The following is a 16,923-nucleotide window of genomic DNA, read 5'->3' as shown; positions in this document are numbered from 1 at the left end:
GCACGGCGGCAACAGGATTCAGCCGCGACGGCGCTCGGGGTCAGCCGAGCATGGCGGCGCGCAGCAGGCCCTCCGGGACGCCGAGTCCCTCGATCAGGGTGAGCGCGTGCGGCCGCAGCCGATCGACGAGTTCGTTGACGCCGCGGCGCACCGCCTTGGCCCGCTCCACGGACATGAACCGGTGCATGATGTACCAGGCCTGGTTCTGCTCGATGGTCCAGTAGACATACAGGTCGCAGACGGAATCGGCGAGGGCGCGCGCGTCCGGGTCCTCGATCTCCGCGATGCCGTCGATGAAGGCCTCCAGCACCAACCGCTCGATGTGCGCGGTGCCGGCGGCGAGGATGTGGTCCTGGGCATTGTTGAACGCCTCGAAGGGCCCGGTCTCCTTGGCGCGGGCCTGGAGCCGGTGCGCGGCGGTGCGGACCATGTAGTCCTCGCGATCGGCGAACAGCTGCAACTGGACCGACCGCCGGGACAGGTCGGCCTCGTCGACGGATTCGTCGCCGCGGTCGCGCAGACGCTGGATCATCTGCCGCACACCGGATCGCTCGCGCACCACATCGCGCGCCATGGTGGCCGCGAAGCGCACCCAGCCGAGGGCATCGAGGTCGCGCACCTCATCGGCGTAGGCGGTCAGCAAGTCCTTGGCTACCAGCTGGGTCAGGACCACGTTGTCGCCTTCGAAGGTCGTGAACACATCGGTGTCGGCCTTGAGGGTGACCAGGCGGCTCTCGGTGAGATAGCCTGCGCCGCCGCAGGCTTCGCGGCATTCCTGGATCGCCTGGGTAGCGTGGCGGGTCTGGGCGACCTTGAGTCCGGCGGCGCGGTTCTCCAGCGCGCGCTGGGCGCGCGGGTCGGTGGTCTGGCCGGTCTGCACCAGGTGCATGCGGTGCACGAGATCGTTCTGCGCGAAAGCCAGTGCGTAGGAGCGCGCTACGAGCGGCAGCAAACGGCGCTGATGGCTGCGGTAATCCAGCAGCACCGTCTCCTCGCCGGTGTCGGGGTCGGCGAACTGGCGGCGCTGCTCGGCGTAGCGGACGGCGATGCTGAGCGCGACCCGCGTGGCCGCCGAGGCCGCGCCGCCGACACTGATCCGGCCGCGCACGAGGGTGCCGAGGGTGGTGAAGAAGCGGCGGCTGGGGTTCTCGATCTCGGAGCTGTAGGTGCCGTCCGATGCGACGTCGGCGTAGCGGTTGAGCAGGTTCTCCCGCGGAATCCGCACCTGGTCGAACAGGATTCGGCCGTTGTCGACACCCGGCAGGCCGCCCTTGAGACCGCAGTCGGAGGTGGTCACCCCGGGCAGATCGCTGCCCGCCTCGTCGCGGACGGGCACCAGGAAGCAGTGCACGCCCTTGCTCTCGCCGCCGGTGATCAGCTGCGCGAAAACCGCTGCCATGCGGGCGTGTTCGGCCGCGCCGCCGATGTAGTCCTTGCGGGCCGAGGGGGTCGGGCTGTGGACCACGAACTCCCGGGTCGCCGGATCGTAGGTGGCGGTGGTCTCCAGGTTGGCGACATCGCTGCCGTGCCCGGTCTCGGTCATGGCGAAGCAGCCGAGCAGGCGCAGCGGAATCAGTTCGTCGATGTACTCGCGGTGCCGCTCGGTGCCCAGGTTTTCGACCGCACCGCCGAAAAGACCCCACTGCACACCGCTTTTCACCCACAGCGACAGGTCGGTGTAGGCCAGCATCTCCAGCGCGGTGACCACCGCGCCCGGGTCACCCGGGCTGCCGTCCGGGTGCCGGAAGCCGCCCTCTACCCAGCCGAAGGAGGCGACCAGCTGCATCTGGTCCAGCACGCGCGCCCGCGCCGCCTTGATGTCGAGGGCGGGGTCGCCGTAGAGGCGGTCGTCGTCGAGAATGCCCCGCGCGCGTTCGCGCACGTCACGCCAGGGGCCGTCGAGTGCTGCGCGTAGCTCTTCCGAAATAGAAACGCCGCTCGTCGCCATACTCGAAAACACTACTGCCATCGAACTGCTCAACCTGGTGATCTCCCGCACCCGTGTACGTTGCTGTATGTGAGCACCGATGTGGCTATCGAGGCGGAGGCGCCTTCCGGGCTGCGCGCCCGGTGGCGTCGGATGCTGACCGGCGCGGTGGACCGCTTGGTCGCGGACCGCCGCGCGACGGTCGACGCGGTGGTCGAGGCGCCCGCTCCGGTCCGGCCGATCGATGTCACCGACGATGCGACGGTCACCGAGGTGATGGATCTGGCCGAGCGGGTGGGCGAGGTGGTGCTGGCGTCCGGGACCGCGGTCATGGACACCACGACGCAGATCGAATTCATCGCCTCCACCTACGGGCTGTCCAAGTGCGATATCGATGTCACCTACAACTCGATTCGTATCTCCGCCGACCGGGGACCGCGGCTGCCGCCGTACAGCACCATGCGCGTCGTGCATTACCGGTCGCTCGACTTCACCCGCCTCGCGGCGGCCGATCGGCTGACCCGCCGCATCCGCCGGGAACTGGTGCCGCCGCAGGAGGCGCTGGCGGCGCTGGACGAGATCACTTCCGCGCCGCACCCGTACCCGCGGTGGCTCGCGACGGTCGGCTGGGCGGTCATGGCGGCGGCGGTGGCGCTGCTGCTCAATGGCGGCCTGCTCGTCGCCCTGGTGAGCTTCGCCGCCACCACCATGATCGATCGCACCAACCGGATCCTGAATCGGCGCGGTTTGCCGTTCTTCTTCCAGCACATGGTGGGCGGCATCATCGCCACCGTGCCCGCGGTGCTGGTCTCGACCTTCGCCGAGAGCCTGCATCTGGACCCCGCGCTCATCATCGCCGCCGGAATCACGGTGCTGCTGGCCGGTTTACAGCTGGTCGGCGCGGTCGAGGACGCCATTACCGGCGCGCCGATCACCGCGTCGGCGCGCATGCTGGAAGTGATCATGATGACCGGCGGCATCATCGCCGGTATCGCGTTCACGCTGCGGGTGGCGGAGGTGTTCGAGGCGACGGTTCCGATCGCCGACATGACCTCGACCCGCGATCTGACCAATCTGCCCCTGAAGCTGTTCGCGGGCGCGCTCACCTCGGCGGCCTTCGCGCTCGCCTGTTATGCGGAGCGGCGCGCCGTCGCGGCGGCGGCGGTCAGCGGTGCGGCGGCCACGATCGTCTATCTGCTGGTCCAGCACTTCGGATTCGGCCCGATCGTGTCGTCGGGTGTGGCGGCCACGGTGGTAGGTCTGGCTGGTGGTCTGGTGGCGCGCCGCGCCCTGACTCCCCCGTTGGTGGTGGCGGTCGCGGGCATCACTCCCCTGCTTCCCGGTCTGCGCGTCTATCGCGGTCTCTACGCGCTGCTCAACGACGAATTGATCGTCGGGCTCAACCAATTGTTCAGTGCGTTCGCCGTCGGCCTGGCGCTGGCGGCCGGTGTGACCCTGGGTGAGTGGATCGCCCGCGATCTGCGCCGGCCCCGGATCGTGAAGCGGATGGGCTCGCTGCGCCGGCCACGGCTCAGCTCCGGGTGATCACAGCCCGGCGATCCGGCACGGCCTTTCCACCACGATCCATACTTGTTTTCTATCGCTAAATCACGTTCCGGAATTCACTTATTGTATTCTGATACAACGATTTTCACTCCTCGTGATCTTGACTGCTACCGTGCAGTATGACCACGAGAAGCCCGCGTGACCGCGATGTCTTCGCGCTATGGGGAAAACTCGTAGCCAACCACCGTTTTCTCGTTCTGGGTATCGTGGCGGCCGCCCTGCTCGGTCTCGGCGGCTACGCCTGGGGCTTCGAGAGCCGGCTCAGCGCGGGCGGTCTGGACGATCCGAACTCGGAGTCCGCGCAGGCGGCCGTGCTGGCCGCCAAGGCGTTCGGGCCGAACCATGCCGCCGATGTGATCGTGCTCTATCAGGCGCCCGACGGGAAGACCGTCGACGATCCGGATGTGAGCCAGTCGATCGTGGACAGCCTCAACGGGCTCACCCAGCGCTTCCCGAACGACATCGCCGGCGTGTACGCCACGTATTGGCCCGAGGTCTCCGCCATCCGTGGTTCCTCCGCGGCCTTCGCCACCAAGGACCGGACCCGCGCGGTCGCCTCCGTCGCGCTGAAGGACAATGCCGCCACGACCGTCAAGGACGCGTTCTCGATTCCGGGTATCAAGGTGTACGTCGGTGGCCTGCAGCCGGTCTCGACCGCCCTGACCGACACCATTTCGGCCGATACCCATCGCATGGAACTGCTCGCCATTCCGGCGGTGGCGGTGCTGTTGTTCTTCATCTTCGGCGGCGTGGTCGCCGCGGCGCTGCCGCTCCTGATGGGCGTGCTGACGATTCTGGGCGCGAACGGCATCGTCCGGGCGATCACCAATGTGACCGAGGTGAATTCCTTCGTGGCACCGGTCGTTTCGATGATCGGCCTGGGCCTGGCCATCGACTACGCATTGTTCATCGTGAGCCGGTTCCGCGAGGAGGTGGCCGCCGGATACGACACGCCCGCCGCCGTGCGGCGCGCGGTGATGACCGCGGGCCGCACGGTGTTGTTCTCGGCCACCATGATCGTCGCCAGCCTGGGCGGCATGCTGCTGTTCCCGCAGGGTTTCCTCAAGTCCATCGCGTACGGCGCGATCGCCACCGTCACCCTGGCGGCGCTGACGGCCGTCACGATTCTGCCCGCCATGCTGGCGATCCTCGGGCCATGGGTGAATGCCCTGGGCATCAAGCGATTTCGTCGTACCGATTCGGCGCGAGAGGTGGAGGAGGGCTTCTGGGGCCGGTCCACCAGCTGGGTGATGCGGCATCCCCGCGAGATCACCGCGGTCCTGATCCTCGGATTGCTGGTGCTGATCGTGCCGGTCCGCAATATCGCCTTCGGCGGCTTCAGTGAGAAATATCTGCCGCCGGACAATGCGACTCGTGTTGCCCAGCAACAGATCGACACCTATTTCCCGCTCCGCAAGCCCGACCCGATCGAATTGCTCATCACCGCCAGTGACAGCACCGAGGTCGGTCCCTTCATCGAACAGGCGAGCCGCGCTCCCGGGCTGGTCACCACCGGGGTCTCGACCGGTTTCGAGATTCCGACCCGCTCCCAGACGCAGCCGAATGTCTATCGCACCCAGGCCTATCTGATCGATTCCACCAAGTACGACAAGACCATCGACTATCTGCGGGCACTGCCGGTGCCCGACGATATGACGGTGCTGGTCGGCGGCGTGCCGACGGTTCAGCACGACGCCATCGCCGCGCTGCTGAAACGGCTGCCCCTGATGATCCTGCTGGTGCTGGCCATGACCACGCTGCTGATGTTCCTCACCTTCGGATCCCTGGTCCTCCCGCTGAAGGCCGCCTTCATGAGCGTGCTCGGCCTGGGATCCACGCTCGGCATCCTGACCTGGATCTTCACCGAGGGCCACGGCGCGACCCTGCTGAACTTCACCCCCCAGCCGATTCAGGCGAACATCCTGTTCCTGATCATCGCCATCATCTACGGCCTCTCCACCGACTACGAGGTTTTCCTGGTGTCCCGCATGGTCGAAGCCCGCGCGCGCGGCGCGACCACCGAGGAGGCCATCCGCTCCGGCACCGCCCAGACCGGCCGCATCATCACCGCCGCCGCCCTGATCCTGCTGGTGGTCACCGGCGCCTTCGCCTTCTCCGACCTGGTCCTCATGCAGTACATCGCCTACGGCATGATCGCCGCCCTGATCATCGACGCCACCGTTCTGCGCATGCTCCTGGTCCCCGCCGCCATGAAGCTCCTGGGCGACCGCGTCTGGTGGGCACCGGCCTGGATGAAGCGCATCCAGCAACGCATCGGCCTGAGCGAACCGGTCCTGCGCGACGAACCCGCCCATCTACGCCGCACCGAATTGGCAGACGCCCGAAGCTGATTCATCCCAGGAACCGACACCATGATCGACATCCAGGTCCTCCGACCCGACGATTGGCCCCTGTGGCGCGAACTCCGGCTGCGGGCCCTGACCGAATCGGCGGCGGTCTTCGGTTCGACCCTCGCGGAGTGGAGCGGACCCGGCGACACCGAACAGCGCTGGCGCGCCCGGCTGACCGATGTCCCCCTCAACTTCATCGTGCGCCTGGACGGTACGCCCGTGGGGATGGCCGGCGCCTACATCCGAGACGACGAAGCGGCAGAACTGATCTCGCTGTGGGTCGCCGAGTCGGCCCGCGGCCGCGGCGTGGGCGACGCGGCCGTGCGCGCGGTTGTGGACTGGGCGGGCCGGCGCGATGTCGTGCTCTCAGTCAAGTCCGGCAACGACAGTGCGATCGCGTTGTATGTCCGTCACGGATTCGTCGACGCCGGACCGTCGCCGGATGACGACTGCGAACGCTTCATGCGCCGCGTCCACCGGACAGTGGGCTGATCAGTCGGCGACGAGGCCGATGCCGCGGCCGATGTCGGCGAGGGTGGAGTCGAAGAGGACGTCGGGGTGGCTGACCGGGATGGGGTAGTTGCCGAAGACCTCGAGGGTGACGTGGCCGTAGAGGCGGGCCCAGAACTGGATCATGACGTAGCTGACGCCGAGGTCCAGTTTTTCGGCGGGGAACTTCTGACCGGATTCGGCGAGCACGCGGAGCAGGTCTGTCTGGAATTTGATGAGGTCGTCGCGGAGCTCGGGCGGGATGAGGGCCGTGGGCGGGGTGACGACGTCGTAGTCGGTGAGGAGGCGGCCGGCGGCGCCGAGGAAGATGCGGCCGACCGGTTCGCCGAATTGCTGCATGGCGCTGGTGATTCCGGCCCCGACCGGGGAGGCGAAGACCAGGGTGAATTCGCGGGAGTGAGTGAGGGCCCAGCGGCGGAAACCGCGGCAGATGGCGAAGAAGCGAACGCCCGCGTCGTCGGGGAGGCCCTCGATGGCGGCCTCCAAATCCTTTGCCAGATCGGCACATACGTCGGTGCGGACGGCGGCGACGAGGTCGTCGCGGGACTCGTAGTACCGATACAGCGCGGGAGCGGTGATGCCCAGCTCCCGCGCGATGGCCCGCAGCGTGATCGCGTCGGGCCCTTGGTCGACCAGCAGTGACCGCGCGACGCGCCGGATGTCGGCGTCGCTGACCGCCGGCATCCGGCCGCGTCGGCGAGGTTCACTCATGCTGACTCCATAGGTCGAAAGAACGGGGCCCCTACCGGGTTACGCACACTACCTCCTCGGGGCCCGGACGCTCATTCGTACGCGACTTCCCAGCTCTTGATGCCGTTGAGCCAGCCCGAGCGCAGGCGCACCGGCTCGGAGATCTGGTGCAGGTTCGGCATCACGTCGGCGATCGCGTTGAAGATCAGATCCAGCTGCAGCCGAGCCAGATTCGCGCCCACGCAGTAGTGGGTGCCGGTGCCGCCGAAGCCGACGTGCGGGTTGGGGTTGCGCAGCACGTTGAACGTGTACGGGTCTTCGAAGTAGTTCTCGTCGAAGTTGGCCGCGCTGTAGAACATGCCGACGCGCTGGCCCTTCTGGATCAGCTGGCCGCTGAGCTCGACGTCCTCGATGGCGGTGCGCTGGAAGGCGATGACCGGGGTGGCCCAGCGGACGATCTCGTCCGGAGCGGTGCGCGGACGCTGCTCCTTGTAGAGCTCCCACTGGTCCGGGTTGTCCACGAACGCTTTCATACCGTGCGTGGTGGCGTTGCGGGTGGTCTCGTTGCCGGCGACCGACAGCAGGATCACGAACCAGGCGAACTCGTCCGACGCCAGCGACTCGCCGTCGATGTCGGCCTGCAGCAGGGTGGAGGCGATGTCGTCCATCGGGCAGGCGCGGCGCTGCTCGGCCAGGTTCCAGGAGTAGCCCATGACCTCGGCGGTGGCGACCTTGTGGTCACCGTTGAACTCGGGGTCGTCGTAGCCGATCATCTGGTTGGACCAGTCGAAGATCTTGCCGCGGTCTTCCTGCGGGATGCCGATGAGCTCGGCGATGGCCTGCAGCGGCAGCTCGCACGCTACCTGCTCGACGAAGTTGCCGGAGCCGTTCTTCTTGGCCTCGTGCACGATTCGCTCGGCGCGCTCACGCAGCGCGTTGCGCAGCGACTCGATGGCGCGCGGGGTGAAGCCCTTGGAGATGATCCGGCGCAGCTTGGTGTGGCGCGGCGGGTCCATGTTCAGCAGCAGGTAGCGCTGTACCTCGATCTCTTCGCGGGCGATGTCGCCGTAGAAGCGGATGACCGCGGTGTTCTCCTCGTTGGAGAAGGTCTCCGGGCTCTTGGAGATCTCCTTGATGTCATCCATCTGGGAGATGGCCCAGTAGCCGCCATCGTCGAAGCCGGTGAGGCCATTGGCCTGCGGCACCCAGAAGGGCTTGGCCTGCTTGCGGAGTGCGGCGAACTCTTCGACCGGCAGACGCTGCGCGAGCAGGTCGGGGTCGGTGAAGTCGAAACCGGTGGGGATGGACGGCGCGGACACGGAACCTCCTTTGGAACACGTTCGCCACCGAGTGAACCACACCACAGCAGGGTTTGTGAACACCTTTTACTAAAACCCGTTCACTAGATTTTGCCGCCTCCTGAAACAGGACGCGCCCGCTGCGAGGAACGCAGCGGGCGCGTCGGTTTCGGAATTGACGGTCAGTATGCGCCCTCCCCCCTGGTCACCGCGCCGATCGTCTTGGCGATCAGGAGCAGATCCAGGACCATGGACCAGTTCTCCACGTAGGACAGGTCGAGGCGCATGGCATCCTCGGGTGTCAGATCCGAGCGGCCGCTGACCTGCCAGAGACCGGTGACGCCAGGTTTCACCAGCAGGCGGCGGCGCATGACACCGTCGTAGGAGTCGACCTCGCGCTGGACCTGCGGACGCGGGCCGACGATGCTCATCTCGCCGCGCAGCACGTTGAAGAACTGCGGGAGCTCGTCGAGCGAGTATTTGCGGATGACCTTGCCGACCGCGGTCACCCGCGGATCGTCGCGCACCTTGAAGAACAGCGGGTTGCCGCCGTTGCTCTCGATGAGCGCATTGATATGCGCCTCGGCGTCGGCGTACATGCTGCGGAACTTGATCATCCGGAAAGGCCGACCGTCCCGGCCGATCCGCTCGGAGAGATAGAAGACCGGACCGCGACTGGTGACCTTCACCGCGAGCGCGATGGCGGCCAGCGCCGGAGCGATGGCCAGCAGGGCGGCGCAGGCGAAGCAGAAGTCGAAGACGCCCTTGCGAATCGACTTCGCACGGTCGTACTGCGGCTTCTCCACGTGCAGCATGGGCATGGAGGCGACCACCCGGTGGGTGAGCCGGGTGCCGGCGATGTCCACCAGGCCCGGTGTCACGATCAGTTCGGCGCCCAATTCGTCCAGCTCCCAGGCCATCCGGCGGAAGTCGGCCGGGCCGAGGTTGTCGGTGGCGGTGACCGCGACGGTGTCGGCCCCCGTCCGCCGGACCGCCTCGATCACGGCGTGATCGCTTGCGACAACCGGGATCTCCCGTCCGCCCACCTCCAGCGCGGCGTCCGCGACCGCCCCCTCGTCCCGGGTGCACACCCCGATCAGCTGGTATCCGGAGTCACGGTCGCGGGAGAAGGCCGCGAGCATGGCCCGCGCCGCCTCCGGGCTGCCGACCACCAGCATGGCGGTGCGGTAGTGGCCGCGGGCGCGGCGACCGGCCACCCAGCGCCGCCAGATCCGCCGCTCCACCATGAGCCCGATCATGCCGAGCGGCAGGGCGATGGCGAGATAGCCGCGAGCGATGTCGACCCGCAGTAGCAGCGACACAATGGCTATCCCACCGAACAGCTTCAGGGAAGCGGCCACCACACGCCGGTATTCCTCTGTGCCACTGCCGATTACGCGCGGCGACCGGGTGCCGCTGAGAGTCAGCGTGATCGACCATGCCAGTGCCAGCACGGCCGACACCATGGTGTAGCGAACTTCCAGCGGTAGCTGGGAGGCCAGCGGCGGCTCGGCCCCCGCGCCGCCGAAGCGAATCCATTGGGCAAATCCGATGGATAGTACTAAAACGATCAAGTCACTGATAAACAGCCGACGCGCGTAATCCGCTTGCCAGCGTTCACGATCCGAGCGCGGCTCGGGACGTGGAGGCCGGGCCGCGCGCACAGCGCGACCGGCAGAAATTTCGTAACTCATGAAACGAACGCACCTCCCCCACGGGAGAACTCGGTTCCGATCCCCGCTGATCAGTTCCAACGACCGGCCGACGCCGGTTTCCCAAGGGCTTTCAGGACCATGACAACCGATGTGGCCGCCGAGTCTTTCGGTGGCCAGATGCCGAATGTTACACAACCACGGTAGCGCGCAGGATGTAACCCGTAGTGCCCCAACGTTTCCGAAAAGTAACGGGATTCGTGACGACCGGTCTCCCCACCCCTCCCCCTATTTCCCCTATTCGCAAAATCGCAGGTTGAACTACGCAAGATCCACCGTGTGAGCTGGTCGAAACCCTTGCACTGCACGGCTCGAGCGTTTGCCGACCGGACACCTGGTTCTGCGGGTCGCAGAAATCCAGTTGGCTTGGCATCATCGGTCACTCGCCGGGGACCCGAACACCACGCAATCCTGTTGTAACGTAAGGCCGGACCGAGCCGACCACAGGTCATCCGGCGCTGTGCGGGCAGCCCGAACTCGGTGAAAGGTGGGGAACTTCGTGCAATGCCGTCTTTGCCATTCCGATCGACTGCGCAGCGTTCTTGATCTGGGCGCCACACCGCCGTGTGAAAAATTCCTCACCGCCGGCGAACTGGACCTGTGCGAACCGACATATCCGCTGCACCTGAGGCTGTGCGAAAATTGCCTGCTGCTGCAGATTCCGGCGCTCATCACCCCGGAGGATACATTCACGGAATATGCCTACTATTCGTCATTTTCGGACAGCTGGGTTCGGCATGCAAAGCTCTTCGTCGATCACGCAATCACGCAGCTAAATCTGACTGATAATAGTTTCATAATTGAGGTGGCAAGTAACGACGGTTATCTCCTGCAGCACGCCGTGGCCGCCGGCATCCCGTGCCTGGGAATCGAGCCATCGGTGAATGTCGGTGCGGCAGCACGCGACAAGGGCGTACCCACCGAGACCGCCTTCCTCGACGAGGAGCTGGCCGCCCGGGTGCGCGCCGAACGCGGACCGGCACATCTGGTGGTGGCCAACAATGTCTACGCTCACATCCCCGACCTGCTGGGTTTCACCAGGTCACTGCGTGCGCTCATGGCCGACGACGGCTGGCTGTCCATCGAGGTGCACCACGCGCTCAACCTGGTGGCGCTGGCCCAGTTCGACACCGTCTATCACGAGCACTTCCAGTACTACACGCTGCTGTCGGCCCAGCGGGCCCTGGCCACCGCCGGGCTGGCTGTGATCGACTGCGAACTGATTGGCACACATGGCGGTTCGCTGCGCGTGTGGGCCCGTCCCGAGGGCGTCGGCACCCCCACCGCGCGGGTTGCCGAGGTGTTGCGACTCGAGGCCGATGCCGGTCTGCACGAGGTCGCCGGCTACCTCGAACTGCGACCCGACACGGAGCGGGTGCGCCAGGATCTCCTGCGATTCCTGCTCGACGCCAGGGCATCCGGCAAGCGCGTGGTGGGCTACGGCGCTCCCGGCAAGGGCAATACCCTGCTCAACTACTGCGGCATCCGCACCGACCTGCTCGAGTACACCGTCGACCGCAACCCCTACAAACACGGACGGTTCACACCCGGCACCCGCATCCCGATACACGAACCGGAGCGGATCGACGCCGACCGCCCCGATGTGGTGCTGGTGCTGCCCTGGAACCTGGAACGGGAGATCACCGCGCAGCTGCGCCACGTCACCGACTGGGGTGGCGAGATCGTCTACCCGCTCCCCCACCTTCATCATGCGACGCTCGACGACGCCGCCGCATCCACTCATGCAGAAAGGCAAGCGAAGTGAAGGTCGTACTGTTCTGCGGCGGTTACGGCATGCGGATGCGCAACGGCACCGAGGACGTGATCCCCAAGCCGATGCAGATGGTGGGCCCGCGCCCGCTGATCTGGCATGTCATGCGCTACTACGCGCACTTCGGGCACAAGGACTTCATCCTGTGCCTGGGCTACGGCGCCGCGCACATCAAGAACTTCTTCCTCACCTACCAGGAGTCGGTGTCCAACGACTTCGTCATCCGCGGCGGCAAGGTGGAGCTGCTGCAGTCCGACATCAGCGACTGGACCATCACCTTCGTCGACACCGGCGTGGAGTCGCCCATCGGTGAGCGGCTGCGCCGGGTGCGCGATCATCTCGCGGGCGAGCGGTACTTCCTGGCCAACTACGCCGACGTGCTCACCGACGCCCCACTGGACGAGATGATCACCCGGTTCCAGCATTCCGGGGCCGCGGCCTCGATGATGATCGTGCCGCCGCAGTCCTCCTTCCACTGCGTGGACGTGAACTCGGCCGGGGAGGTCAAGAACATCACGCCGGTCTCGGAACTGCCGATCTGGGAGAACGGCGGCTATTTCGTGCTGACGCAGGAGATCTTCGAGCATCTGCCGCCCGGCGGGGATCTGGTGGAGGACGCCTGCGGCGCACTGGCCGCGCAGGGCCGGATGTTCGGCTATCAGCATCACGGGTTCTGGAAGCCCGCCGACACCTTCAAGGAGCGCGCCGAGCTGGACACCGGCTATCTGCAGGGTGACCGCCCGTGGATGGTGTGGGAGCAGCGCAGCGCATGATCCGACTCGACACCGGCGCGATCACCGAGATCGCGCTGCTGGCGGCGCATTGTGACGATCTCGCCATCGGGCTGGGCGGGACGCTGCTGACAATCGCCGAGGCCGTGCCGGGGCTGCGGGTCCGGGCGCTGGTGCTCACCGGTGCGGGTACCGAGCGCGCCGAGGAGGAGCGCGCCGCGCTCGAATCCTTCTGTCCCGGTGCGGATCTGGAGCTGCGAATCCTGGACGTGCCGGACGGTTACGCACCCGCGCACTGGGCGCGGGTCAAGGACGCGGTGGGCGCGCTGCGCCGCGACAGCGCGGCCCAGGTGGTGTTCGCGCCGCAGCGCGGGGACGCCCATCAGGACCACCGGCTGCTGGCCGAGCTGGCGCCCACCGAGTTCCGCGACCACCTGATCCTGGGCTACGAGATCCTCAAGTGGGAGAACGACACCCCACAGCCGGCGGTGTTCCATCCGCTGCCCACGGGCTGCGCGGAGCGCAAAGCCACGCTGTTGGTGAAACACTATCCCTCACAGCGCAATCGGGACTGGTTCGATGAGCAGTCCTTTCTGGCCCTGTCCCGGCTGCGCGGGGTGCAGTGCCGCGCCCAGCACGCCGAGGCGTTTCTGCTCGAGAAGGCCACCATCACTTTCGGAGGTGCATAGTCATGCGCGTGCTCGTCACCGGGCATCAGGGGTATCTGGGTACCGTCATGGTGCCGTTGCTACAGCAGGCCGGCCATGAGGTAACAGGGCTGGACAGTGGGCTTTTCGCGGACTGCGTGCTGGGCGAGGCACCGCCCGCGCCGCCCGCCCTCGCGGTGGATCTGCGCGATGTGACCGCCGATCAGCTCGCCGGTTTCGACGCCGTGGTGCATCTGGCGGCGCTGTCGAATGATCCGCTGGGCGCGCTGGCACCCCGGATCACCTACGACATCAACCATCACGCGTCGGTCCGGCTGGCGCGGCTGGCCAAGGACGCCGGGGTGCGCCGATTCCTCTACGCGTCCACGTGTTCGGTGTACGGGGCGGCCGGGGACGGCCTGGTGACCGAGGACGCGCCGCTGCGTCCGCTCACCCCCTACGCCGAGTCCAAGGTCCGGGTCGAGGACGATGTGGCCGCCATCGCCGACTCCGGCTTCTCCCCCGTATTCCTGCGCAATGCCACGGCATTCGGGTTCTCGCCGCGGCTGCGCGCCGATATCGTGCTCAATAATCTGGTCGGGTACGCGGTGCTGACCGGTGAGGTGAAGGTGCTCTCGGACGGCACGCCGTGGCGGCCACTGGTGCACGCGCAGGACATCGCGCGCGCCTTCGCCGCCTGCCTGGCGGCGCCCGACGAGGCCGTGCACTGCCGCGCCTACAACGTCGGCACCGAGGCCAATAATCTGACAGTCGCGCAGATCGCGCAGGCGGTGGTCGACGTGGTCCCGGAATCCACGCTGGTCATCACCGGCGAGAGCGGTGCGGACCCGCGCTCGTACCGGGTCGACTTCGGTTATGCCCGCAAGGAACTGGGCTTCGAAGCGGAGTGGAGCATTCCGGACGGCGCGGCCGAGCTGTACCGGGAGTACCGCGTGCGCGAGCTCACCGCCGGGGCCTTCTTCCAGCGTTTCACCCGCCTGGCGTGGCTGAAGTCGCTGAAGGAGACCGGGGTGCTGGACGACGAGCTGCGCCGGATCAGGACCGAGGTGTGAGATGAAGGGCGGCGAGCAGCTCGCGCCACGAGCCCGCGCCCGCGTCCCGCTCCGACACCACGGTCACCGGCTGCGGCCAGGTGATGGCCAGGTCCGGATCGTCATAGGCGACGCCCAGGTCCTCGGCCGGGTCATGCGGGCGGTCGATGCGGTAGCACACATCGGCCACCTCGGTGAGCGCCTGAAAGCCGTGCAGGAAGCCGGGCGGGACGTAGAGATGCCGGAAGTCGGTGTCGTCCAGCAGGAATGCCTGCCGGCGGCCGAAGGTCGGCGAGTCCGGGCGGATGTCGACGAGCACGTCGTGCACCGCGCCGTGCGCGCAGCGCACCAGCTTGGCCTCGCCGCGCCCGGAGCGGCCGTGCATACCGCGCACCACACCCCGGTGCGAGCGCGACTGCGAGTCCTGTACGAACGTCGCCGACACCCCGGGCGTGCCCAGGTGGGCGTCGAATTCCTCGGCGTCGAAGGTTCTGGTGAACAGGCCGCGATCGTCGCGGAACGGCTGCGGGATCAGGATCAGGACGTCGGCGAGGTCGGTCGATTCGATACGCACCAGGTCATCGTGCCATGAGCGGCGAACCCCGGTACGGGTGTCGCGGCTGCGGGCTGGGCCCGCTGGCCCGGGTGCTGGATCTCGGGAAAATGCCTGCGGCAGACGACTTTCCGAGTCTCGCCTCGGCGGGCCGGTATCGCGAAGGAAGTAGCCTGGCGGCCGAGGCGGCGCATCCGCTGGCCATGGACCTGTGCGCCGTGTGCGGGCTGGCGCAACTGGCCGAGGACGACACCGTCACCGCCGAACCGCGCGGCGTGGAGCCGCAGGCACTGCGGGATCAGGCGGCGGACGCGGTGGCCCGGGTGGCCGCGGCGGGCCGGCTGCCCGGCGGCGGAACGGTGCGGGAGTTCGGCAGCCCGCACGGCGGCAGCTGGCTGCCGCTGCTGACCGAGCGCGGGTACCGGGTCACCGAGCGGACCGCCGATGTGGTGATCGACTGCTTCGGCATCATGCACGAGCCCGATCAGCGGGCCGCCTTCGCGCAGCGCGCGGCGGCCACCGCGCCGGGCGGGGTGTTGCTGCTGCAGTTCCACTCCTTGCACACCATCGTGCGCGAGGGACAGTGGAATGCGTTGCGGCACGGGCATTTCGCCTACTACACGATGGCTTCGCTACAGGGCCTGCTGCGCCCGGCCGGGCTGGTGGCGGTGACCGCATGGGAGTTCCCGCTCTACGGCGGCACGGTACTGGTGGCGGCGGTGCACGCGCCCGCCGCCCCCGACCCCGCCATTGCGCGGATCCTCGCCGCGGAGGCGGCGGTGGCGGATCCGGTGGCGGTGCGTGGGCTTCAGCACGCCGCCGACCAGCAGGTCCGGTCCCTGCGCGCCTGGCTGGAGTCCGAACGTGCCTCCGGCAGAACCATTTACGCATACGGGGCGGCCTCGCGCGCGGTCGCGCTGCTGCATCTGGCGGGCGCGCATCGCGGCCTGCTGGCCGGGGTGGCCGATGCCTCCCCGGGCAAGCAGGGCCGCCGCATGCCCGGTACCGACATCCCGATCCTGTCTCCGGCGGAACTCGTTGCCGCGCAGCCGGATCGGGTCCTGCTGACTTTGCCCGATCTGTTGCCGGAGGTCTCGTCCCGGTGGCCCGAACTTCACGGGAAGTGGGTGATCGACGTGACCGAATCGCTATGAAAGTCAGCAAATCTCGCCCGGCACGCGCATGAATCCGCCGGGCACGCACCACGTCGGCCTGTGATACCGATCATGGGATCGCGGCCACACGCAGGGTAATCGAGTGGGATAGTCTCAGCGTGGGGGTCGATCATCGGCCGAGGGGACGGGGGACGGCGTCTCGCGTTCCACAACACTGGGGAATCATCAAACACGCGTAGGCAATACGCAGCAACACCTGATGAGGGAATGATATTCATCATGCGCAACAACACGACTGCGCTCTCTCGCACCGCGACCGTCGCGGTAGCGGGCACCATCGGCCTGGTTCTGAGCGGCGGCGCCTCGTCGGCCGCCGTCGACGCCGCCAATTCGATCGTCGACCAGCATGGTCGGACGGTCCAGGCCATCTCCGCCGATACCAAGATCGATTTCGTGCCGCCGCTGGACGGCAACCCACTCACCCGGGAGTGGTTCCACAGCGGGAAGGCCTGCTTCAAGGTCGACCTCCCGGCCGGCGACCCGTGGACCGGCCACATCACCCTCGGCTACCAGGTCGGCTATCCGGCCACGCTGTCGGGCAAGCTGGAATTCCAGTACCAGACTCCCGGCCTCGAGCTGGAGATCGGCAATGACCCCAAAGCCGATGTCTTCAATCTGATTCCGACGCTGGGCGTGACCCTCGACGTCGGCTTCGGCCCGGGCATCCAGTCGGTGGACGCCGCCGGCGGCGATGTGTCCGGCACCGAGGGCTGCATCACCATGTCCGGCTTCCACGGCACCGTGTCCGGGGTGCTGGGCACCACCACCATCCGGCCGTTCGTGCGGCTGGTGAGCAGCAGCGGCGACACCGTTGTCGCCTACGGGCCGCTGTCGAGCATCTAGCGGCGGTCAGTGCAGCAGGTCCGGGCGGCGCGATGCGGTCGCGACCGTCCGGACCCGCACCCGTTCGGCGGCGGCGCGCGCCAGCCGCCAGTCGCCG

The 16,923-nt window shown here is 67.4% G+C and carries 14 protein-coding genes; 9 read left to right on the top strand and 5 right to left on the bottom strand.

What is annotated here, in order from left to right; translation table 11 throughout:
- Positions 1 to 40 precede the first annotated feature (40 nt).
- Positions 41 to 1,948, bottom strand: a complete 1,908-nt coding sequence (locus ACWEKS_RS32935; RefSeq protein ID WP_452343701.1) for an acyl-CoA dehydrogenase family protein — start codon at positions 1,946 to 1,948, stop codon at positions 41 to 43.
- A gap of 132 nt (positions 1,949 to 2,080) precedes the next feature.
- Here ACWEKS_RS32935 and ACWEKS_RS32930 point away from each other — a divergent pair, with 132 nt between their 5' ends.
- The 3 genes from ACWEKS_RS32930 (at position 2,081) to ACWEKS_RS32920 (ending at position 6,336) form a co-directional block, all read left to right on the top strand.
- A complete protein-coding gene (locus ACWEKS_RS32930) occupies positions 2,081 to 3,472 on the top strand; it encodes a threonine/serine ThrE exporter family protein (RefSeq protein WP_452343770.1) in 1,392 nt (463 codons plus the stop codon).
- A gap of 140 nt (positions 3,473 to 3,612) precedes the next feature.
- Positions 3,613 to 5,844 carry an MMPL family transporter gene (locus ACWEKS_RS32925; protein ID WP_452343700.1) on the top strand — a complete coding sequence of 744 codons (2,232 nt, stop codon included), beginning with the start codon at positions 3,613 to 3,615 and terminating at the stop codon, positions 5,842 to 5,844.
- 21 nt (positions 5,845 to 5,865) lie between these two features.
- Complete coding sequence (locus ACWEKS_RS32920; protein ID WP_452343699.1) at positions 5,866 to 6,336, top strand: GNAT family N-acetyltransferase; 471 nt, start codon at positions 5,866 to 5,868, stop codon at positions 6,334 to 6,336.
- Here the strand turns inward: ACWEKS_RS32920 and ACWEKS_RS32915 are convergent, their stop codons facing one another.
- From ACWEKS_RS32915 to ACWEKS_RS32905, 3 genes are all read right to left on the bottom strand, one after another.
- Positions 6,337 to 7,065, bottom strand: coding sequence for a TetR/AcrR family transcriptional regulator (locus tag ACWEKS_RS32915; protein ID WP_354850554.1), 729 nt, complete (start codon positions 7,063 to 7,065; stop codon positions 6,337 to 6,339).
- Positions 7,066 to 7,136: 71 nt separating this feature from the next.
- Positions 7,137 to 8,363 carry a cytochrome P450 gene (locus ACWEKS_RS32910; RefSeq protein ID WP_452343698.1) on the bottom strand — a complete coding sequence of 409 codons (1,227 nt, stop codon included), beginning with the start codon at positions 8,361 to 8,363 and terminating at the stop codon, positions 7,137 to 7,139.
- Positions 8,364 to 8,524: 161 nt separating this feature from the next.
- Positions 8,525 to 9,916 carry a sugar transferase gene (locus tag ACWEKS_RS32905; RefSeq protein ID WP_452343697.1) on the bottom strand — a complete coding sequence of 464 codons (1,392 nt, stop codon included), beginning with the start codon at positions 9,914 to 9,916 and terminating at the stop codon, positions 8,525 to 8,527.
- Positions 9,917 to 10,553: 637 nt separating this feature from the next.
- Here ACWEKS_RS32905 and ACWEKS_RS32900 point away from each other — a divergent pair.
- Genes ACWEKS_RS32900 through ACWEKS_RS32885 form a run of 4 tightly spaced genes read left to right on the top strand, consistent with a single transcriptional unit; the run spans position 10,554 to position 14,276 of the window.
- Positions 10,554 to 11,819, top strand: coding sequence for a methyltransferase domain-containing protein (locus tag ACWEKS_RS32900; protein ID WP_452343769.1), 1,266 nt, complete (start codon positions 10,554 to 10,556; stop codon positions 11,817 to 11,819).
- A complete protein-coding gene (locus ACWEKS_RS32895) occupies positions 11,816 to 12,598 on the top strand; it encodes a sugar phosphate nucleotidyltransferase (RefSeq protein WP_452343696.1) in 783 nt (260 codons plus the stop codon). Before ACWEKS_RS32900 ends, ACWEKS_RS32895 begins: the two co-directional genes overlap by 4 nt.
- Positions 12,595 to 13,245 carry a PIG-L deacetylase family protein gene (locus ACWEKS_RS32890; protein ID WP_452343695.1) on the top strand — a complete coding sequence of 217 codons (651 nt, stop codon included), beginning with the start codon at positions 12,595 to 12,597 and terminating at the stop codon, positions 13,243 to 13,245. Before ACWEKS_RS32895 ends, ACWEKS_RS32890 begins: the two co-directional genes overlap by 4 nt.
- A 2-nt stretch (positions 13,246 to 13,247) precedes the next feature.
- A complete protein-coding gene (locus ACWEKS_RS32885; RefSeq protein ID WP_452343694.1) occupies positions 13,248 to 14,276 on the top strand; it encodes an NAD-dependent epimerase/dehydratase family protein in 1,029 nt (342 codons plus the stop codon).
- Here the strand turns inward: ACWEKS_RS32885 and rfbC are convergent.
- Positions 14,260 to 14,829 (bottom strand): dTDP-4-dehydrorhamnose 3,5-epimerase, encoded by a 570-nt coding sequence (rfbC, locus tag ACWEKS_RS32880; protein ID WP_379402062.1) that lies wholly within the window; start codon positions 14,827 to 14,829, stop codon positions 14,260 to 14,262. The genes ACWEKS_RS32885 and rfbC overlap by 17 nt on opposite strands.
- Positions 14,830 to 14,843: 14 nt before the next feature.
- On the opposite strand from rfbC, the gene ACWEKS_RS32875 reads away from it, so the two are divergent.
- Together ACWEKS_RS32875 and ACWEKS_RS32870 are read left to right on the top strand one after the other, a co-directional pair.
- The gene (locus tag ACWEKS_RS32875; protein WP_452343693.1) at positions 14,844 to 15,962 is read left to right on the top strand and encodes a transferase; all 1,119 of its coding nucleotides are present in this window, start codon (positions 14,844 to 14,846) and stop codon (positions 15,960 to 15,962) included.
- Between the two features lie 240 nt (positions 15,963 to 16,202).
- On the top strand, positions 16,203 to 16,826 hold the full coding sequence (locus tag ACWEKS_RS32870; RefSeq protein WP_354850530.1) for an MspA family porin: 624 nt from the start codon (positions 16,203 to 16,205) through the stop codon (positions 16,824 to 16,826).
- The last annotated feature ends 97 nt before the right edge of the window (positions 16,827 to 16,923 follow it).

This window comes from Nocardia sp. NPDC004711, assembly GCF_053601595.1.
This window is presented reverse-complemented; position numbering and strand designations above follow the sequence as displayed.